This window comes from Bacillus sp. SH7-1 (assembly GCF_008042405.1).
Lineage (GTDB): Bacteria > Bacillota > Bacilli > Bacillales > Bacillaceae_G > Bacillus_A > Bacillus_A thuringiensis_N.
This window is the reverse complement of sequence record NZ_QNUD01000003.1, coordinates 26,114-45,083: the sequence shown is the minus strand read 5'-3', so window position 1 is coordinate 45,083 and position 18,970 is coordinate 26,114. Positions and strand designations below refer to the sequence as shown.

Genomic DNA, 18,970 nt, shown 5'->3' with positions numbered 1-18,970 from the left:
TGGAAGAGGGATATTTTTTAAAGGTTATTCAGTTTTGAAATGAGATACGAGTTGATCTAATTCTTCAACTGTTTGTTTCATTTGTTTAGCTGTTTGTGTCATCTCATTCATCGTAATGACTTTTTGCTCAGCAGATTGTGCTGTTGCTGCTGTTTCACTAGATACTTCAGTTGAAATAGAAGCGATGTTATTCAGTGAAGCGTTCATTTCTTCAGCGCTTGCAGCCATTTCTTCAGCAGTTGCTGAGATGTCTTGCATTTGAGTAGATACTTTATTTACTTGTTCCACAATCGTTGTGAAAGAATTGCCAGCTTCACGAATGACATGAATGCCTTCAAATGCCTCAGAACGGCCTTGGGACATCATAGAACTCGCAGTTTCAGTGTCTTGTTGAATTTGATGTAGTAATTGGTTAATATCTGTTGCCGCTGTTTTAGATTGTTCAGCAAGTTTTCGAACTTCGTCAGCTACGACAGCGAAGCCTTTTCCTTGTTCGCCAGCACGAGCTGCTTCGATAGATGCATTTAAAGCAAGTAAGTTTGTTTGCTCTGCAATATTAGAAATAGATTGTACAGCTGTATCAATATATTTCGTGTGAGTGATTAGACGTTCGACCACTTCTGACGTAGCATTTACCGCGTCGTGTATCGTTGTCATTTGTGAAACAGATTTTTGAATAACAGTACTTCCGTCGTTAGCTTGTTCAGATGTAACTACAGCAAGCTCAGTTACAGATGAAGCAGATTCAGCAATGCGCTGAACACTTACTGCCATATCGTCCATTGCCGTTGAGCTTTCTTCCATGCTAGAGGCTTGAGATTGAATACTCGCATTTAAGCTAGACATTGAGCTTTGAACTTTTATTGTTGCCTCGCGTGATATATTCGTCTTTTCTAGCATATTTTCAGAAGCGTTTTGTACTTCCACAGATGTTTTTTGCACACGATTGATGATATGTTGTAGGTTTTCTAACATTTTATTAAAGGATGTTGCGATCGTACCAATTTCATCATTACTATTTACTTGTAGGCGAGCTGTTAAGTCACCTTCTTGAGATGATAATTCTTTTAGCTTACTATCAATTTGTTGAATTGGTTTTACAAGTTTACCAGAGAACCACCATGCAAGAATGATAGCTACGATAATACAAATAACAAGTGATAAGAAGATAACATATTCAATTTGTAGTGAAGATTGATCAATTTTTTTGATAGATTCGTCACGTAACTTGGCTTGTTCATTACTATAATTTGTGAAGTCACCAATTACTTTATAAACGGCACCATTTTCTGCATAAGCTACTTGTAGAGCCTCTTCCCACTTTTGTTCTTTTGCAAGAGTGAAAACTTTTTCTTCAATAAATTTTCTCCAAGTCGATCCTGATTCCATTGTATCTTTCACGGATTGAGAAATATTTGGATTAGAAAGAAGCTTATCTTTTGAATCCTCCAGACGTTTACTCATCTCATTAAACTTGTCTAATTCGACTTGATCATGTTGTAATAAATAACCTCTTAAAGCAGAAAGTTGTACTTGATAAGCGTCTCCACGTTCTTTCAATTCTGTTGCAAGGGGAGAAATTTCTTTTTGTAAAGCTTCAGCTTGATGAGATTGGTCAATAGCAAAAAATAAAATAAAAGCCAAGGCGATGCCAAATAAAGCGCAAATCGTTCCCATCATAAACATTAGTTTTTTTCGAATGCTAATAAAATTCATATGATAAAAAGCCTCCTTTGTGAAATCTTAGTATTAGAATTAATAAATTTAAAAAATTGAAAGAAAGCTTTACTCCATCTGGAACAAAGCTTTCTTCTTTCCTTTAGGAATTATAGCAGACGGAATGAGAGATAGAAAGAGATATTTTAAGGTGAAAAAAGAGAGACTGTAAATCTCTCTTTTTAATAATTTGGAACTCATAGAAGTATAAATGAAAATTTTGCTTTAAACGTTTGTCTTGAAATGGGAAACGAGAACTTCAAGTTCTTGTACAGTTGTTTTCATTTCAGACGCTTTTTTAGCAACGACACTCATTTTGTTTACTTGGTCACCAGCTGAAGTTGCTGTTTGTGATGTTTCGGCGGCAACTTCATTTGAAATAGAAGCGATGTTATTAAGTGAAGCGTTCATTTCTTCAGAACTTGCGGCCATTTCTTCAGCAGTTGCAGACATTTCTTGCATTTGTGTAGAGACTTTATTAATATGGTTAACAATTTCTGAGAATGAAGATCCAGCGGTACGAATGACTGTAATGCCTTCAGAAGCTTCTGACTGGCCTTGTGTCATCATTTCATTTGCTATTTTTGTATCTGCTTGAATTTGATGAAGTAAATGGTTAATATCAGTTGCTGCTAGCTGAGATTGTTCAGCAAGTTTTCGAACTTCATCAGCAACAACAGCGAATCCTTTTCCATGTTCACCAGCACGGGCCGCTTCAATGGAAGCATTTAAAGCGAGTAAATTTGTTTGTTCCGCGATATTAGAAATGGATTGAAGTGCAGTATCAATGTGATTTGTATGTGTAATGAGTCGCTCTACTACTTGTGATGTAGCGTTAACAGCTTCGTTAATGGTATGCATTTGTGTAATAGATTTCTCAATGACTTTATTCCCACTATCTGCTTTTTCTGAAGCTGTAACAGCTAGGCTAGCAACAGAAGAGGCAGATTCTGCAATACGCTGAACACTGGTTGTCATATCATCCATTGCAGTTGAACTTTCCTCGATGCTGGAGACTTGTGAACGAATATTATGCTCAAGAGCATTCATAGTTTCTTGAGTTTTTGCTGTATTTTCCATAGAAGCAGTTGTTTCGATAAACACATTTTCAGACGCTTCTTTTACACTTGTTGATGTTTGTTGCACTTGTTTTATTATACGTTGTAAGTTAGCGAGCATTTGATTAAAGGAATTGGCGATATCACCAATTTCATCTTTACTCGTTACGTGCAATCTAGCAGTTAAATCGCCATCTTGAGAAGCTAATTCTTTTAATTTCTCATCAATTTGTCGTATCGGTTTAACGAGTTTACCAGAGAACCACCATGCTAATAAAATCGACGTTACTGTACATGTAATAAGTGAGAAGAAAATAATATATTGAATAAGGGATGAAGAAGACTCTACGTCAGCAATTAATGCGTCACGTTTATCATTTTCTTCATTTGTATATTTCGTAAAACGACCTAAAAGGTCATTTACATAATCGGTTTGAGTTAAAGCGATTTTGGATGCTTCGTCCCATTTTCCTTCGCGAGCGAGAGGGAGGACTTCATTATCTATGACGCTTCGCCATTTTCCTCCCATTAAAATGGCTTCTTTCATTCCTTCTGGAAGTTTTTTATCACTTGTTACTTTTTCTCTAGTATCAGCTAGTTTCTTTCCTTCTCGGTTGAATTTATCTAATCCTTTTTGATCATGTGACAGTAAATATTCTTGTAAACCAGCAACTTGTGCTTGGAACCAATCGCCACGTTCTTTTAAAATTGTTGCTCTTTTGGATACATCATTTTTTAACGTTTCAATTTCACTTGCTTGGTTCATGGCGAATGAAAGAATAACAATAAGAGCGATGCTAAATAAAGAAGAAATACTTAAGAGTGTGAACAGTAGTTTTTTTCGAATACTAACATATTTCATCGTTACCCCTACCTTTAAAAACTATTTATTATAATTTATAAATATTAAGAGCAGAATTAATAAAAACATCATTATGAAGTTATTAATCTGTTCAATGAAAATTATAGCAGATAATGGAAGATGGCAGATTGATATGAGCAAATGTTCTTAAAATGTATACATTTGTATATCAAAAAGTTCATAAATAAAAATTAGAAATACTATTGTAATTTGAAATAACATCATGTATACTTCTAATTAGTTGATAACGATTATCAGTATCAACTATGGACATTACTCTTCGTTATGTTGGTCATACCCCTTTTTGACGACGTAAGTCAGAGACGAAATGTTGAAATATCTTGTGTCCTATTCTACAGAATTATGGTAATCTCCAACCTCAACTTATATGCGTGAGCATGCAAAAAGGATCCTATCCGTGAAGGGATCCTTTTTTGCATGCTGTCGCAATTAATGTATATAGACCAGGTATTTGCTCTTCAATTCCTTCCGGTGCAGTAGAAGGGAAGACCCATCTTTGATGCGACCCGTGTTCTTCAACTAGTTTTTCAATTATAAAACGTTCTTCCGCAAGTGTTGTAATAATTTCTCCTAACGTCCAGCGACGGATGGTTGTTTTAGGTAACGATTCTTTCTGCGCTTCTGTAAGAAGGATGCTATAAGCAACATCATCTTCAATTAATTCTTCATCGAAATAATTTCCATTGGCCTGAAATGATGGGTGGTCTACTCCTAATAATTTAGTATAAACAGGATGATAGTCACGAAGGATAAGCATTCCCTCTGGCTTAAGTAAGGTAGCAATTTTTTGGAAGAGTGGCTTTAAGTCCAGAAAGTAATGAAGTACACCGAGTTCTAGCAATACGATATCGAACGATTCGGATAGCTGGACATTTAATACATCAGAAACGACATACTGGATAGAGACACCGGCTGCTTCGGCAAGTTCATTTGCATATTTTGCATTACTTGCTGAAATATCAACAACCGTTACGTCAGCTCCTAAAAGAGCGAGAGAGACGGCTTTATTTCCTTTTGACCCGAGTAAATTAATAATACGTTTTCCTTTTGGAGATTGTATGTAAGGTAAATAGTGATCTACCTCGCGCATAGGATTTTCTATGAGCTTTTTCGCATAATCAGCTGGCGCCCCGTGGCGATTCGTCCAAGCTTCATAAGCAGCTGCATTCCAGCTTTTTTCATTACGTGTGCTTAGTTGTTTTTGATTCAATCGTATCACTCCTTTTATGAACGTATAGTTATTCGGCAGGGGGATGGGATTTCCTTTTCTTTCTGGATAAAAGTTTGATTTTTCTGTGATTAAGTCGTACAATACATGTTATACGTAAAAGCGTTGAAAAGGAAAAGTAGGATGAACACATTCTTTCCAGAGAGCTTCGGTAGCTGAGAAGAAGCAAGAATATTCATTTGAACAATGGCCTTTGAGCTTCGTCCTGAACTTATCAAATGGTAATAGTAGGCGGCGACGAGAGTTGGTACTCGTTATCAAAACCACAGTATAAGAGCATATAGCTCCGTACTTGTTAAGGCTAATTATGTGAGTAATTGGCAAAATAAGGTGGTACCGCGACTGTTTATAAAGCCCCGCCCTTATCTTTTTTAAGATAAGGGCGGGGCTTTTTATATTTTAAAGGAGGAATATAAGATGAGTATTTTTATTGGAGGCGCTTGGCCGTATGCAAATGGTTCGTTACATCTTGGACATATTGCGAGTTTGTTACCTGGAGATATTTTGGCACGTTATTACCGGGCAAAAGGTGAGAATGTATTGTATGTTTCGGGAAGTGATTGTAATGGAACACCGATTGCAATTAGGGCAAAACAAGAAGGGGTGACGGCGAAGAAAATTGCTGATAAGTATCATGAAGAATTTGAGCGATGTTTTCAGGATTTAGGTTTTACGTATGATTGCTATACACGTACGGATAGTGAGCACCATCATGAAACGGTTCAAAAAGTTTTTTCACGTTTATTAGAAGAAGGCTACATTTATAAAAAAACAGTGGAACAAGCATATTGTGAAACGTGTACGCAGTTTTTACCTGATCGTTATGTAGAAGGAATTTGCCCGCACTGTCATGAAGCAGCAAGAGGAGATCAATGTGATGCGTGTTCTGCTATTTTAGATCCACTTGATTTGTTAGACAAGAAATGTAAGTTATGTGGTAGTACGCCATCAGTACAGGAAACAGAACATTTCTATTTCGCATTGCATACATTTCAGCACCAAATTAAAGAGTCTGTAGAAATCGCAAAACAAAAAGGAACATGGCGTGACAATGCAATTCAGCTAACAGAAAGATATGTAAAAGAAGGGTTACAAGATAGGGCAGTGTCACGTGATTTACCAATTGGGGTACCAATTCCAGTAGAAGGGTATGAAGATAAGAAAATTTACGTATGGATTGAAGCGGTGACAGGGTATTATTCAGCGAGTAAACATTGGGCTGAAGAAACAGGGAAAGATGATCAAGAGTTTTGGGATAAAGAAGCGAAAACATATTATGTGCACGGAAAGGATAATATTCCGTTTCATTCTATCATTTGGCCAGCGGTATTGCTTGGAATAGGAGAAGGGGCAATTCCTCGTCATATCGTTTCGAATGAATATTTAACAGTTGAAAAAAGAAAATTATCGACAAGTAAAAACTGGGCAGTATGGGTGCCTGATATATTGGAAAGATATGATCCAGATTCTATTCGTTACTTTTTAACAGTCAATGCACCAGAAAATCGTGACACTGACTTTTCATGGCGTGAATTCATTTACAGTCATAATAGTGAATTGTTAGGTGCATACGGGAACTTTGTGAACCGGACATTAAAGTTTATTGAAAAATATTATGGTGGTATCCTGCCGAAGGGAAGTATTGATGTAGAGCTGAAAGATAAAGTAGAAGGATTATATAAAAATGTAGGAGAGGCAATTGAGCAAACTAAATTTAAAGTGGCGCTAGAATCAATATTTGATGCAGTACGTTTTGCAAATAAATACTTTGATGAAAGGCAGCCGTGGAAACAAAGAGAAGATGATTCCATTTCATGTGAAGAAACGATGTATAACTGTGTTTATCTTATCGCTAATTTTGCAAATCTCCTTGAACCGTTTTTACCATTTTCAAGTGAAAGAGTTAGAAAAACATTGTCGATTGTGAAACAAAATTGGGAACCACAAAATACGTTGCCGAATAGAATTGATAGTGTGCAGCCGCTATTTGAACGAATCGATGTAAAACAAATTGAGTGTGAGATAGAGAAACTATATGGAGCGGTAAAGTGAGATAGAGAAAAAGACCTTTCAAGTAAATGAAAGGTCTTTTGTTATGCACTATGCACGCTACTATGTTTCTTTTCTTTCCTAGCCGTAAGTAGCTGAGGAGTGAAAATCCCAAGTAGTATAAAGATTATCCCAATCCACTGCATGAATGTTACGACTTCATGTACAAGTGTAATAGAAGCGATAATGGCTGTTGGTAATTCAGCTGCTCCTAGTATTGTACCAAGTCCTGTTCCTACTTTCGGTACGCCAATTGAAAAACAAATGACAGGTACGACAACACCGAACAAGCCGAGGAAGAAAGCATATTTCCAAAGACCAGCTTGCAGGGCACCATCTGTTAAAAAGGTCGGCGGGAAGAATAGGCATACGATAAGAGTAGCACTTGTTGTCATAAGAAAGCTTTTTGTATAAGGCGGAACTTCTGTAGCAACACGCCCACTTGCAAAAACATAGAATGAAAAAGAGACAGCGGCTAATAGACCAAAGATAATACCCTTCATGGAAAAGTTTTGTCCGAGACCTTCAAAGACACCACCTGCAAACAATGTACCAGCAAATAAAATAATGATAGATATAACTTTTTCACGGCTTGGAAATGTTCGATTTGCAATTGCTTCAATAACAACACCAATCCATGTGAACTGGAAAAGTAGGACGACAGCGATAGATGCTGGTAGTTCTTCTACAGAAATAGCGTAGAAAATACCAGTCATACTCATTGTTGTGCCAACTGTTAGTAAGGAGAAGAATTGTTTTTTTGTTACTTTATGACGTGAAACGAAAAGAACGAGTAGAAGAAGCCCAACCCATCCGAAGACATATTGTCCTCCTAATAGTTGATGTGCTGAAAATCCATCAATAAATCCGAGTTTGAAAATAGTTGAAAGCACGCCGTAGCTACAAGCTCCGAATAAAACGAGTAATGAATACTTAAATTTCTCCATGAAAATCCTCCTTTTAAATAATAAAAAACGCCCGCTATCCAAATAAGGATAACGGGCGAACGAAACAGAGTAAGATACTCTACAAAATTCCGCCACTCATACGAAGTATGAATTTGGGGTATGAAATTGTAGTAGGTTTTTACATTGCCTTCGGGAATACAATAGAACATTTTACACCTTGAGGTGTGTTTTGTATCCCATAAGGAAACTGATGTTTATCTAGTATTTGTTTTACAATGTATAACCCAAGACCACTACCTTGTACTAAGCCATGTTTGTCAGGATTTGCGCGATAGAATGGCTCAAATAAATGGGCAAGTTTATCTTCATCTATTTGTGAACCTGTATTTAATACTTCTAATGCGTAACCGTTAGGCTTTTCATAAAGCTTTATATATACATGCTGATGGTCAATTGTATAATGAATTGCATTTGAAATAATGTTGAAAATAGCAGTTTGAATAAATTTAGGATCAGCTAAAACTTGTACATCTTGTTTAATGTTAGATTGAACATTTAATTGCTTTACAGATACGAAATAATCTACTTTCTTCATAACATCCTCAATAATATTAGTTAATGAGATAACTTTTAAATCAGGTTTAAATTGAGGGTTTTGTATTTTGGATAATTCCGACATTTTTTCCGTTAATATGTTAATGTCTTGCATCATTTCATAGGAACGTTTTAAATATTTATCTCTATCTTTATAAGCTCCAATTCCGTGAATCATGCCATCTAGTTGTCCCATAACGGCTGCGATTGGTGTTTTTAATTCATGGGAAACCATAGACATAAATTCTTTACGAGATTGTTCTAATTGTTGTTCCTTTTTGAGTTCATTTCTTAAATCTTGATTGCTTGCATGTAAATTCTTCACTATATTTGGTACTTGTGAAGCAGCTACTTGCAAATTAAAATCTGTTTGATCAGTATTTTTGCTAAGTAGCTTTTTATCTGAGAAATCAAGATTCATGATATCTTTTAAAGCATCACTCATATATTGAAAAGGTTTAGCAATTAGTTTTGCATAAATTAAAGATCCGAGCAGAGAGAGTGCAAGCATTGTTGCGCCAATATGTGGAGCTAATTGCTGCAGTACATCTGTTAATTTTGGATTATCTTGTGCATCATTTGCTTTACTTGCTGCATTTTGTTTATGTAAGGCATCATTAGTAGCGACTTGCTTTTCCGTTTCTGTAAGCGGAGCAGAAGCGCTATTTTTCCCCGAAATGTTTTGAGTATGTTCTTTTGCTTTTGCAGTTTGGCTAGGCTGCAAAAGGTGATTGATAGCTGTAGAGAGTGATTTATAATCTATAATAGAAGATTGGAAATTAAAAATGTCTCCCTGTGATACAGCTTTATTTTGATTCGTTTTACTTTGGTCGTTTTGTTTATCTGAATCCGCTTGTTCTGTAGTCAGCATTCCAGTTTCTTTCGCAAAACGTTCTTTATCGTAGTCTGAAGCTAAGAAGTAAATAATTTGATAAAGACAAAGTGATAAAAGAATACAAAATAATAAGGTTTTGATGAAAATATTTTTGGTGATGTTGTCTTTGCTACGATTCGATTTTGTAGCCAATGCCTTTCACCGTTTTAATATAAGGAATTCCTAATTTTTTTCGTAAGTTTTTAATATGTGTATCTATAACTCTTACATCACCATAATGTTCATAGCCCCATACCTTATTCAGCAAATCACTTCTTGATAATACTTTTCCTCGATTTTGCAGTAAAGTATAAATAATTTCAAATTCCTTTGTTGTCAATTCAATTTGATTACCATGAACATAAGCGGCATATGCTGTAGAATTTAACATCAATTCATGGAATTGTAGTATAGTTGCAGCTTCGGCTTCCTTCGTTGCTGCCCTTCTTAATACGGCTTCTACACGTTTAATAAATACGGTGTAATGGAACGGTTTCGTAATATAGTCATCAATACCTAACTCAAATCCTTTAATTTCACTTTCTTCATTATGTAAGCCTGTTAACATAATGATTGGTACATCAGATTGTCCTCGCATAATTTTACAAATACTATAGCCATCTATATCTGGTAACATCACATCAAGGAGGACAAGATCGTATGAATTTTTTTGGAAAAGAAGTATACCTTCTGTTCCAGCGCCAACAACATCAACGGTAAAGTTTTGTGCCATTAGAAATTCACGAATCAGTTCTTGTATATCTGGGTTGTCTTCAATCACCAGTATATGCGTCATAGTAACACCTCCTAAATAACGCTTTTAACTGCAATATTCGAATTCATCATTTTTCCGATGACTCAGATTGTTTATACATATAATAAGCCCCCGCCATAAAATAATCATGAAAGTAGCAAGGGGAGTTGTTTAGTGAAACTGAATATTTAAGAATTACAGTAATTCTATTATAGTATGTATTGTAAAATTTATAAAATATTATAACTGTATAATTTTAATATCCATGTTTATCAATGTTTGGATGTTATTTAACACAATCTATTCCTATTATATATGTAAATACAGTTGTTTTGCTACTGTAAATGAAGAAATAAAATAAGCCAAGACATAAAATTCTTGGCTACACGTAAATCGCGCTTTGAGGTTATTTTACAGTGACAGTAGCTTGCTGGGGAATACGCTCAAATAACCAGTGTATATCATTGTTATACATACGAATACAACCTAGTGTTGTCCACTTACCAATGGCCTGATTATTGTTCGTACCATGAATCGCATAAGTTGTTCCGTAAGTTCCTGCCATGTTTAGTCCGAGCCAACGGTCACCAAGTGGATTACGTGGATCGCCGCCTTTAATTTTTCCTGTATAATAAGGACGATTTTTAATTTTATTTACGATTTGAAAAGTACCTTTAGGTGTAGGAGTAGCTGCTTTTCCAGTAGCGACAGTAAAACTCTTTATGAATTTTCCGTTTTGATAATAATCCATTTTATTTAACTGTGTATTCACGATAAGCTGATCATTTGTTGTAGCTGCCTCAGCATTTGTGAATGGAATAGTTAAAAATCCTAATGATAATAGTGCGCTTAATAATAGTTTTTTCATTATATTCTCCTTTTTACTATTGTAGTAGTCTTACATACAATGAATTTGCAATCCTCGTAATACTTTATTTACATTTTCATCTAATGTTTCAAAGAAAGTAGTAATTTTGGCATTGTATTTGTTGTTTTTATCAATAAGTAATCTTTCATTTAATAAAAGTTCACCATGTAGTCCAAAGCTTTGAACTTGAATATTTAATTCATCTTCAGTTTCAGAAATAATTGGTAAGAAGTAGTGAAAAGCTTTCGTTGGAATGATATAGCTTTTGCCAATCATGCTTTCTTGATTTGAATTAATCCATTTTTTCGTGACAATTTTAATGTTCTTTTTTGAAACGATAAAAGATAGTGTAGTAGATTTTGTTAAACTTACGTCAAATTCACTTGTTTCACATATGTGTAAATTAAAAACGGTTTCATTTTGATGAGATTCAACATTTGTATTAATAAAATCGTGCATTTTATAAGCTTCCATTTCTTATTCACCCTTTTTTCAATTTCGAAAAGCTATTCATATTTATTCAAATTAATGCTTAGTCATTTATTGGTTAAATTTTTCAACAAATTCCGATATAATCTTACAATACGTATATGAAGCTAATATGAAGTTCGTATGAGTTTGTAGTGGTTTTTTATTAAGAACAAAATATAACGATTTTTAAGTGTTAAAAAATGGATAAAATATGCATATTAAGCCCTCAGTTTCGTACGGTATATATTTGTTGAATTGTTTTTGAATGAAAGTAAATAGAAGGAAATAAAGAACAGAAAGTTTTAGTGTGAGCCTTACAAAAATGTAATAAAAATGTAAGCTATTGTGATAGTTATTTCGACAATTTTTTTATACAATATTAGTAAGAAGTTGCACGTGATTGAAAGGAGAGATGACATGGAATGGATTCATGAATTATTTCAGCAATACGGGTACTATGTTGTACTTGTTGGTTTGCTGTTAGAATATATTGCACTTCCGTTTCCGGGAGAGCCAACGTTAGCTTATGCGGGATTTTTAGCACATAAGGGTGATTTAAGTTTACCGATTTTAATTATCCTATCCTTTATTGGGACAAGTGTAGGAATGACGATTCAATACTTTTTAGGAAATAAATTAGGTATGCCCTTTGTTCAAAAGTATGGGAAATACGTATTTTTAACACAAAGAAAAATCGACTTAACAAGAATGTGGTTTGATAAGTATGGATACTTCCTAATTTTTATCGGTTTCTTTATTCCTGGTGTACGTCACTTTACAGGATACTTTGCAGGAATTATTAACTTACCATTCCGTCGCTTTGCGATTACAATTTACTCAGGTGCTCTATTTTGGGTATCGTTCTTCTTAATCGGTGGTTACTGGTTAGGTGGCAACTTACATGATATTTTTGGAGCGTTAGAAGGTCACATCGGTAAAATCATTTTTGGAGTGATTGTGATTGTAGCAATTACGTTAGGAGTTCGTTTCCGCAAACAGTTAAAACGAGTACTTTTACAAAACGCAAGTTAATATGAAATCCATTCTATGTCAAAATTTAGGAAGGCAGTGCAAAAGCACTGCCTTTTTCATTTTAATAAGTTTTTGTTTGTTTCTTAGTTTAAAATTCAATAGGTTATAATTGACAATTATTAACGTCAAAATGACAATTATAATTGACAATTATAAGGATATTATTTACAATTTTAATTAAATAAATGAAAAAGAGGGAAGACATGAAGCTTCAAAATCGAGTGAGGGAATTGCGAGCAAAGCATCGTTTATCACAAGGGGATTTAGGGAAAGCGATTGGATCATCAAGACAAACGATTAGTTTAATTGAGCGAGGAGATTATGCACCATCAATTGTATTGTCGTTAAAAATTGCACACATTTTCAATGTACCAGTGGAGGAAATATTCACGTTAGTGGAGGGGGAAGAGGACGATGAAGAGTAAACGAAAAAAACAATTTGATTTTGTGGGGAAAATAGCATTAAGTATGATCGGTGGCTTTTTAACATCTTATATAGTTTTAAATTTACTCTCGGATGAACCGAGAAAATTATCATCTAATACATTTATAGGTGTATGTACAATTTTTGGAATCTTAATGATGTACTACACTTGGAAGAATACACGTATGTTAGCGGAGGCACGCGATGAAGAAGAGAGTGTACAAGGCAGAAAATTAGGCATTATAAGTATATATTTACGTGTAGGTGATATAGTTACGCAGGCATGGTTTGTATATGCAGTTATTACATGTAGACGTGCATTGTTGCAGGATACAAATGTTTCATTTGCAGTGTGGAATTTAGTAGCTTCTATTGTTTGCTTAACTATTGTAGTGATTAGTGGGCTCATAACAAAAAATCGTTATAACAAGCTATATCCTGAACAAGGTGTAACATATATGGAATCTATGAAAATGTGGACGAAAAACGCAGATGAAGGATTAAAGCACATTGTGCATGAGGCTGGATATAAAGCATATGAATTTACGAATACAATATTGGCATATGTATGGTGGGCTGCCGTTATTTATACAGCGGCTAGTGATATCGATTTTGTATTAATTGGCTTAATCTCGTTTATTTGGATATTGCATCTCGGAAAATTCATGTACGAAATGCAGAGAAAAATGATTTATTAAGGGGAGAAAAAGGTGGATATTTTAAGAAGGCCAGCTGGTTCTATGACGGCGGCGTTAGTTTTGTCCATTTTATACGGAGTAATCCGAACTGAGAAATTAGAAGTAATGTTGGATATATGGGCATTATTTGGAATTTTTTTATTGGTGCTAGCTATTCATGAGCTAGGACATGTAGTGTTTGGTTTAATAGGTGGTTTGAATTTTAAATTTATGACAGTAGGGCCGATTACTTTTCAAAAAGAGAAGGGGAAAGTACGCATTCGTGAAAATAAATTGTGGATGTACTTTGGAGGCGTGGCGATGCTAGTGCCTCCTTCTATAGAGACACCGAATCTTTCGAAAAAATGGGCATGGCTCACTTTAGGTGGACCGATTACGAGTTTACTATTTGGTATTACTTTCGGTTACATATACATGGTGAGTTATTATCAATATCTCTTATATTTTTCTGTTTTACACTTTGTCATTTTTGCAGCTACAATCGTACCGATAAAAGGAACGTTTTTGAGTGATGGTATGCAATTTCTTATTTTAATTAAAGATGATGAAAAGGCGAAGCAGCATTTATATAATATTCAAGTATCAAGTGAGTTATTTAGTTATAAAAGGCCGAAAGATTGGGATAAGAGATTAATAGAACTTAGTGAGGAAAAATTAAAAGAAAATAAAAGTATAAGAGATATAATGAGCGGACTTATGCTCGTTTTTTATGCCAGAGCTGATCAAGAAGGAATGGAAAGAGCAATACCGTATATAAAACAAATTGTTCAACTACCTGTAACGAAAGAAAATAAGTTTTTCGTTAGTAGTTTTCATAGTTGGTACCTTTTATATAAAGTTCTGTATCAGAAGGAAAGTCTTTCATTGGGGGAATCGAAGGAGCATGCAAAGGCTATTACAAAAATAGACTTACATGGGTATTATCGTACACAAGCGATCGTTAAATATGCAGAGAATGATCTAGAAGCTTCACGTACTTATATGAAGAAAGCTGATGAAGAATTGAAGAATGCTGAGAATAGTGAAATGGGATATTTACAATTAGAGAGAGAATGGTTTGAGCAGATAAAGAAGAGGGTATCTTACGATGGGTGAGGTATCCTCTTTTTTCTATGTCGTCTTATGCCGTTCCATAAAAAGTGTGGGGCGAGTAAAATAAGATATGAAGAGCAAAGCTTGGAGGAATTCTAGATGGAAATTTTAACGATTATTTTAATCGTCTTGCTCATTTATGCTGTTTTTAAAGTAGCGTATGTAGCATTAAAAATACTCGCGATCTTATTAATTATCTTTTTAATCGTAGAGTTCGGCAGTAAATTGCTTGGGGGATAGGGTATGTTGTACGTCTTTAGTGTCGAAGGATGTCGGTAAATCGATATCCTGTGTCGAAACGTCGATATAATGAAAAAATCGCTGATATAAGTGGAGAAATCGCCGATATAAGTGGAGAAATCGCTGATATATTCCGGCGATTACCAGATGGGGTATATAGGGAAGGAGTTGCTGTAGAGCAGCTTCTTTTTATTATGGTGACGGGGTCTGCAAAACAACATAAAAAAGCTGGAAGAATATCTTCCAGCTTACGAGTTACTTTCAATTTGGCGACCGCTATCTTCTTCATTGTCTTGTAATAGGTTGAATACGTCTGCTAAGCAGAATGCAATGAACCAAGTCCATAGACCGTGGAAGAAAGCTGAGCTTAATTGAAGTGGTAATGTATAGTTAGTCATTGAGTAGGAAATACATCCACCAACGATTCCGATCATTGTTAATAACATTGTTTTTTGTGCATTTTCTTCTGGATTGAAGAGGAAGAAAATGTATCCGCCTAAAATTGAAGCGCTTACAAGTGTTTCGATTCCATTAAAAATGATATTCTCTCCAAGCTGAGTGTTTGTCCAAAAACAGATTGTTCCGCCGATAATAGCAAACAGGACAGCTATTGTATATCGTATATATTGATTCATATGTTCATCTCCCTATGTAATAAGATGATTTGGAAGTCAAAAAGGTAGGTATAGTATATTGAAGTGAATTTTAGTTGTACGTATCTTTTTATAAAAAGATCAGTGAAGAATAACTAAGATGATCGGTTTTTAAACCGTTACGTGTATGGTGACTGAAATATACCCGACTTCTCGTTTCTTTTTGCTTGTAAAATATGAGAAACTTCCAAGTCTATATACTCTTTTTTGTGAGTCTGTTTTCATTATAACACATTTAGGGACACAATAATAGAATTATCTGATTTTGTAATAAGTGTAAAAAAATAAAAAGCGCAAGGAAATACCATTAACGGTGCAGTTTAGCGGAAGAAGGATTTTAATTTACTATGATGAAATATGTAATCAAGATGAGATTTAAGAAGGAGGCTTAAATACTATAAAAAATGTTTTATGGCATGAATGTAGGGGAGGAGAGCTAACTTGGAGATTACAACAGAAAGATTAATAATTAGACCTTTTAAGAGTACTGATTTACAGGATGTATTTGCTATTTATAATAATGATGATACATGTAAGTTCCTATTACATAATAAGTGGACTCATGAAGACATGCAGAAAAGATTTAATAAGAAGCTAGCAAATAATGTACTTACTGAAGAATCAATATTAAGTTTGGCAGTTATATATAAGACTAAAGTAGTTGGTGATTTATCCGTATGGTACACAAATATGAAAGATACTGTTGAGATTGGTTATAGTTTTTCAAATGAAGTAGCTGGGAGAGGTTTGGCAACAGAAGCAGTAAGTAGTTTGGTATTTAAATTATTTAATGAATATAATGTACATCGTATACAAGCTAATCTTGATGCACGTAATACAGCTTCAAAAAAATTGTGTGAACGCATAGGCATGAGAAAGGAAGCCCATTTCATACAAGATTTCTGGAATAAAGATGAATGGACAGATAGTATTGTATATGGAATGCTATCCTCCGATTTGTAGTAATAAACTTAGTGATTTTATTATGCTAAAAGGTACGTTAGTTGAATAACAAAGGGCATAACATATTATATATGACTAATATGTTATGCCCTTTAATTTAGTAACCTTTTTATATGCGTTTGAAACGGCCGACAATTTCAACTGTTTCAGTAATGTTCATAAATGCTTTGTTATCCACTTGACGGATAATACGTTTCATTTCGCCTAACTCATAGCGAGTCACGACAGTGTAAATCATTTTTTTCTTATGGTTTGTATAGCCGCCGACAGCGTCTACCATTGTCACCCCGCGTATGCCGTGATGTAGTAGTGCGCTTTTTATTTCCTCGCCTTTTTCTGTAATAGTCATTATCGTTAATTTAATATGTTTCGTATGCACAGCGTCGATAACTTTGCTGACTACAAATCGACTAATTAACGTATAAAGTGTAATATCCCATCCGAAAATAAAACCTGCTGCTACAAGTAAGATTAAGTTGAATACAAATATGATTGCTCCAATTGAAACATCTCGATATTTAGCTACAATCAATCCAACAACATCAAAACCACCTGTTGAAGAAGCAAATCGGAATATAATTCCTGAAGCTGCTCCGCAGATAACACCACCGAATACAGAAGAAAGTAAAATATCGTCTGAAACTTGGTGTACCGGGATAATGTTCATCGCTAAAGATGATACAGCTACAAAGTACGCTGTTAAAAAGGTTGTCTTCTTTCCTAAGTAAAAGTGACTTAAAATAAGAAGAGGAATGTTTAGTAAAAAGATAAGTGCACCGATATTGTAGTGCATTAAATAACCGATAATCATCCCTACACCAGCGAATCCACCGCTAATCATATTATGCGGGATAAAAAACATATTCATAGAAATTGCATACAAAATAGAAGCTATAAAAATAACAACCAACTGTATCATAAATTCTAAGTGAAATGTTTTAGCTGCTGGGAAGGATAAAAAGGCGGTGTCGGGAACGTAATCGGCGTCTCCTAGTTGACCCATAGTATGTTTCATCTCCATATTCATTTTTGATTACAAGAAGAGAATAAAGGTTTTTTCAAAAACTGGCAATAGTTTTATTATAATGCAAAAATTTTATAAATTTCTAATAAATCAAGCCTATTCATTGATGTGTGTGAATATGCTAAAGAAAGCGAATACAACGTTTCTTAATTATTGTTTTCTTGAGAAAATATGCAAAATACTTTTTTTGAAAATAAAAGGAAATAGAGAATGTTTGTTGAATGTGCTAAAATGACCTTATTAAGGATGTGAAGCGATGGAATTTTTATTGCAGGATGCAATTCTATATATATCGTTTGTAACGACGGCACTTTGTTTATTAGAAGTTTTCTTCCTTGCTAATGTTTCTCGCTTTGTGCGTCAACAAGCATCAAGCGGTAGACAAAGAGCTTTTGCGTTAGTTGATACATGTGAAGATAGTGCAGGAAATGTACCGCTATTTTCTATTTTTTATAAATATGGAATGATTCGTTCTGTACGCAGACAAGAATCAAGTGAAGAGAATGACGAGGTCGGTCCGTATACGCCAATGTTTCGCTAAATAATTACGAAACATTGGAGGAATGAACATGTTAAAATCATACCGAGCTGTGCTCGTTAGTTTATCATTATTATTTGTTTTTGTTTTATCTGGTTGCAGTAATGCGGCCCCAATTGATGCACATAGTACTGGGATTTGGGATCATTATTTCGTATATCCAATCTCGTATATGATTCAATTTGTTGCTCATCATATACCGAGTGGAAGCTTCGGGATTGCCATCATTATTATGACGCTCGTTATTCGCTCAGCGATGATTCCATTAGCTGTTTCGCAATATCGTGGCCAAGCGAAAATGAAAAAAATGCAACCTGAATTACAGAAGTTAAAGAAAAAACACGGTGATGTAAGCAAAGACCTTGAAAAACAAAAACAGTATCAAAAAGAAATGTCAGAACTAATGAAATCAGGCGGTTGGAATCCACTTGCTGGTTGCTGGCCACTATTAATACAAATGCCGATTTTTTCTGCTTTGTATTATGCGATTAGCCGAACAGAAGAGATTCGCACATCTTCGTTTTTATGGGTGAACTTAGGACATGCAGATCCTTATCATATATTACCGATTATTGCAGCATTAACGACATTTATTCAAATGAAAGTTTTCCAATCGAATATTACACCTGGAGAACAAGTACAGATGCTAAAGATGCAGCAAATTATGATGCCCGCAATGATTTTATTTATGGGATTTGCGGCGCCATCAGGACTTGTGTTGTACTGGATAACAGGTAACTTATTTACAATGACACAAACAATCGTATTAAGAAAAATAATGGAACGTGAAGAATTACAATTACAAAAAGCTTAGAAAAGCACCGCTCATGATGAGCGGTGTTTTTTTGTTAAGGTGTTAAGGAAATTTTAAGAAACCAACATTACTATAGGCGTTGTATACGA

Annotated in this window: 20 protein-coding genes and 1 other annotated feature; of the genes, 10 read left to right on the top strand and 10 right to left on the bottom strand. The window is 34.7% G+C overall.

Going from position 1 to position 18,970, the window contains the following annotated elements:
- Positions 1-24: 24 nt before the first annotated feature.
- The 3 genes from DN390_RS01115 to DN390_RS01105 form a co-directional block, all read right to left on the bottom strand.
- Positions 25-1,716 carry a methyl-accepting chemotaxis protein gene (locus tag DN390_RS01115; protein ID WP_097950761.1) on the bottom strand — a complete coding sequence of 564 codons (1,692 nt, stop codon included), beginning with the start codon at positions 1,714-1,716 and terminating at the stop codon, positions 25-27.
- Positions 1,717-1,941: 225 nt separating this feature from the next.
- Positions 1,942-3,636, bottom strand: coding sequence for a methyl-accepting chemotaxis protein (locus tag DN390_RS01110; protein WP_147806396.1), 1,695 nt, complete (start codon positions 3,634-3,636; stop codon positions 1,942-1,944).
- Between the two features lie 412 nt (positions 3,637-4,048).
- A complete protein-coding gene (locus tag DN390_RS01105; RefSeq protein WP_147806395.1) occupies positions 4,049-4,867 on the bottom strand; it encodes a class I SAM-dependent methyltransferase in 819 nt (272 codons plus the stop codon).
- 114 nt (positions 4,868-4,981) lie between these two features.
- Positions 4,982-5,252: a binding site (T-box leader), on the top strand.
- Positions 5,253-5,302: 50 nt separating this feature from the next.
- Between DN390_RS01105 and metG the strand changes: the two genes are divergently transcribed.
- The gene (metG, locus tag DN390_RS01100; protein WP_147806394.1) at positions 5,303-6,937 is read left to right on the top strand and encodes a methionine--tRNA ligase; all 1,635 of its coding nucleotides are present in this window, start codon (positions 5,303-5,305) and stop codon (positions 6,935-6,937) included.
- 41 nt (positions 6,938-6,978) lie between these two features.
- Here the strand turns inward: metG and DN390_RS01095 are convergent, their stop codons facing one another.
- The 5 genes from DN390_RS01095 to DN390_RS01075 all read right to left on the bottom strand — a co-directional run bounded on the left by DN390_RS01095 (position 6,979) and on the right by DN390_RS01075 (position 11,406).
- Complete coding sequence (locus DN390_RS01095) at positions 6,979-7,881, bottom strand: EamA family transporter (RefSeq protein ID WP_060632791.1); 903 nt, start codon at positions 7,879-7,881, stop codon at positions 6,979-6,981.
- A 139-nt stretch (positions 7,882-8,020) separates the two neighbouring features.
- The gene (locus DN390_RS01090) at positions 8,021-9,463 is read right to left on the bottom strand and encodes a sensor histidine kinase (RefSeq protein WP_147806393.1); all 1,443 of its coding nucleotides are present in this window, start codon (positions 9,461-9,463) and stop codon (positions 8,021-8,023) included.
- The gene (locus DN390_RS01085; protein ID WP_000148833.1) at positions 9,441-10,106 is read right to left on the bottom strand and encodes a response regulator transcription factor; all 666 of its coding nucleotides are present in this window, start codon (positions 10,104-10,106) and stop codon (positions 9,441-9,443) included. Before DN390_RS01085 ends, DN390_RS01090 begins: the two co-directional genes overlap by 23 nt.
- A gap of 364 nt (positions 10,107-10,470) precedes the next feature.
- A complete protein-coding gene (locus DN390_RS01080) occupies positions 10,471-10,932 on the bottom strand; it encodes a L,D-transpeptidase (protein WP_000735052.1) in 462 nt (153 codons plus the stop codon).
- A 30-nt stretch (positions 10,933-10,962) separates the two neighbouring features.
- Positions 10,963-11,406, bottom strand: coding sequence for a DUF3978 domain-containing protein (locus DN390_RS01075; RefSeq protein ID WP_000388760.1), 444 nt, complete (start codon positions 11,404-11,406; stop codon positions 10,963-10,965).
- Between the two features lie 414 nt (positions 11,407-11,820).
- Between DN390_RS01075 and DN390_RS01070 the strand changes: the two genes are divergently transcribed.
- The 6 genes from DN390_RS01070 to DN390_RS30540 all read left to right on the top strand — a co-directional run bounded on the left by DN390_RS01070 (position 11,821) and on the right by DN390_RS30540 (position 15,188).
- Positions 11,821-12,435 carry a DedA family protein gene (locus DN390_RS01070; protein ID WP_147806392.1) on the top strand — a complete coding sequence of 205 codons (615 nt, stop codon included), beginning with the start codon at positions 11,821-11,823 and terminating at the stop codon, positions 12,433-12,435.
- Positions 12,436-12,638: 203 nt separating this feature from the next.
- The gene (locus tag DN390_RS01065) at positions 12,639-12,860 is read left to right on the top strand and encodes a helix-turn-helix transcriptional regulator (RefSeq protein ID WP_000776157.1); all 222 of its coding nucleotides are present in this window, start codon (positions 12,639-12,641) and stop codon (positions 12,858-12,860) included.
- The gene (locus tag DN390_RS01060; protein ID WP_147806391.1) at positions 12,850-13,557 is read left to right on the top strand and encodes a DUF3169 family protein; all 708 of its coding nucleotides are present in this window, start codon (positions 12,850-12,852) and stop codon (positions 13,555-13,557) included. The genes DN390_RS01065 and DN390_RS01060 overlap by 11 nt, the downstream gene beginning before the upstream one ends.
- A 42-nt stretch (positions 13,558-13,599) precedes the next feature.
- Positions 13,600-14,652: a M50 family metallopeptidase gene (locus DN390_RS01055; protein WP_147806509.1), complete on the top strand. Its 1,053-nt coding sequence runs from the start codon at positions 13,600-13,602 to the stop codon at positions 14,650-14,652.
- 96 nt (positions 14,653-14,748) lie between these two features.
- Positions 14,749-14,889 (top strand): DUF3985 family protein, encoded by a 141-nt coding sequence (locus DN390_RS01050; RefSeq protein ID WP_000404782.1) that lies wholly within the window; start codon positions 14,749-14,751, stop codon positions 14,887-14,889.
- 29 nt (positions 14,890-14,918) lie between these two features.
- On the top strand, positions 14,919-15,188 hold the full coding sequence (locus DN390_RS30540; RefSeq protein WP_179955722.1) for a hypothetical protein: 270 nt from the start codon (positions 14,919-14,921) through the stop codon (positions 15,186-15,188).
- Here the strand turns inward: DN390_RS30540 and DN390_RS01040 are convergent.
- A complete protein-coding gene (locus DN390_RS01040; RefSeq protein ID WP_048528260.1) occupies positions 15,138-15,524 on the bottom strand; it encodes a DUF3938 domain-containing protein in 387 nt (128 codons plus the stop codon). The genes DN390_RS30540 and DN390_RS01040 overlap by 51 nt on opposite strands.
- 459 nt (positions 15,525-15,983) lie before the next feature.
- Between DN390_RS01040 and DN390_RS01035 the strand changes: the two genes are divergently transcribed.
- Positions 15,984-16,505, top strand: coding sequence for a GNAT family N-acetyltransferase (locus DN390_RS01035; RefSeq protein WP_147806390.1), 522 nt, complete (start codon positions 15,984-15,986; stop codon positions 16,503-16,505).
- A 109-nt stretch (positions 16,506-16,614) separates the two neighbouring features.
- Here DN390_RS01035 and DN390_RS01030 read toward each other — a convergent pair whose 3' ends face one another.
- Positions 16,615-17,508: a YitT family protein gene (locus tag DN390_RS01030; protein ID WP_000530044.1), complete on the bottom strand. Its 894-nt coding sequence runs from the start codon at positions 17,506-17,508 to the stop codon at positions 16,615-16,617.
- 277 nt (positions 17,509-17,785) lie between these two features.
- Here DN390_RS01030 and DN390_RS01025 point away from each other — a divergent pair, with 277 nt between their 5' ends.
- Together DN390_RS01025 and yidC are read left to right on the top strand one after the other, a co-directional pair.
- Positions 17,786-18,070, top strand: coding sequence for a hypothetical protein (locus DN390_RS01025; protein WP_000394930.1), 285 nt, complete (start codon positions 17,786-17,788; stop codon positions 18,068-18,070).
- Positions 18,071-18,098: 28 nt separating this feature from the next.
- Entirely contained in the window at positions 18,099-18,881 is a 783-nt protein-coding gene (gene yidC, locus DN390_RS01020) for a membrane protein insertase YidC (RefSeq protein WP_147806389.1), read from the top strand.
- Positions 18,882-18,970 lie beyond the last annotated feature (89 nt).

What these genes read in the sequence shown, in the direction of transcription:
- metG (WP_147806394.1), top strand. Translation starts at nt 5,303, where the DNA reads ATGAGTATTTTTATTGGAGGCGCTTGGCCGTATGCAAATGGTTCGTTA.
- DN390_RS01095 (WP_060632791.1), bottom strand. Translation starts at nt 7,881, where the DNA reads ATGGAGAAATTTAAGTATTCATTACTCGTTTTATTCGGAGCTTGTAGC.
- DN390_RS01080 (WP_000735052.1), bottom strand. Translation starts at nt 10,932, where the DNA reads ATGAAAAAACTATTATTAAGCGCACTATTATCATTAGGATTTTTAACT.
- DN390_RS01070 (WP_147806392.1), top strand. Translation starts at nt 11,821, where the DNA reads ATGGAATGGATTCATGAATTATTTCAGCAATACGGGTACTATGTTGTA.
- yidC (WP_147806389.1), top strand. Translation starts at nt 18,099, where the DNA reads ATGTTAAAATCATACCGAGCTGTGCTCGTTAGTTTATCATTATTATTT.
- DN390_RS01040 (WP_048528260.1), bottom strand. Translation starts at nt 15,524, where the DNA reads ATGAATCAATATATACGATATACAATAGCTGTCCTGTTTGCTATTATC.
- DN390_RS01115 (WP_097950761.1), bottom strand. Translation starts at nt 1,716, where the DNA reads ATGAATTTTATTAGCATTCGAAAAAAACTAATGTTTATGATGGGAACG.
- DN390_RS01065 (WP_000776157.1), top strand. Translation starts at nt 12,639, where the DNA reads ATGAAGCTTCAAAATCGAGTGAGGGAATTGCGAGCAAAGCATCGTTTA.
- DN390_RS01030 (WP_000530044.1), bottom strand. Translation starts at nt 17,508, where the DNA reads ATGGGTCAACTAGGAGACGCCGATTACGTTCCCGACACCGCCTTTTTA.
- DN390_RS01025 (WP_000394930.1), top strand. Translation starts at nt 17,786, where the DNA reads ATGGAATTTTTATTGCAGGATGCAATTCTATATATATCGTTTGTAACG.
- DN390_RS01085 (WP_000148833.1), bottom strand. Translation starts at nt 10,106, where the DNA reads ATGACGCATATACTGGTGATTGAAGACAACCCAGATATACAAGAACTG.
- DN390_RS01060 (WP_147806391.1), top strand. Translation starts at nt 12,850, where the DNA reads ATGAAGAGTAAACGAAAAAAACAATTTGATTTTGTGGGGAAAATAGCA.
- DN390_RS01110 (WP_147806396.1), bottom strand. Translation starts at nt 3,636, where the DNA reads ATGAAATATGTTAGTATTCGAAAAAAACTACTGTTCACACTCTTAAGT.
- DN390_RS30540 (WP_179955722.1), top strand. Translation starts at nt 14,919, where the DNA reads ATGTCGGTAAATCGATATCCTGTGTCGAAACGTCGATATAATGAAAAA.
- DN390_RS01050 (WP_000404782.1), top strand. Translation starts at nt 14,749, where the DNA reads ATGGAAATTTTAACGATTATTTTAATCGTCTTGCTCATTTATGCTGTT.
- DN390_RS01055 (WP_147806509.1), top strand. Translation starts at nt 13,600, where the DNA reads ATGACGGCGGCGTTAGTTTTGTCCATTTTATACGGAGTAATCCGAACT.
- DN390_RS01075 (WP_000388760.1), bottom strand. Translation starts at nt 11,406, where the DNA reads ATGGAAGCTTATAAAATGCACGATTTTATTAATACAAATGTTGAATCT.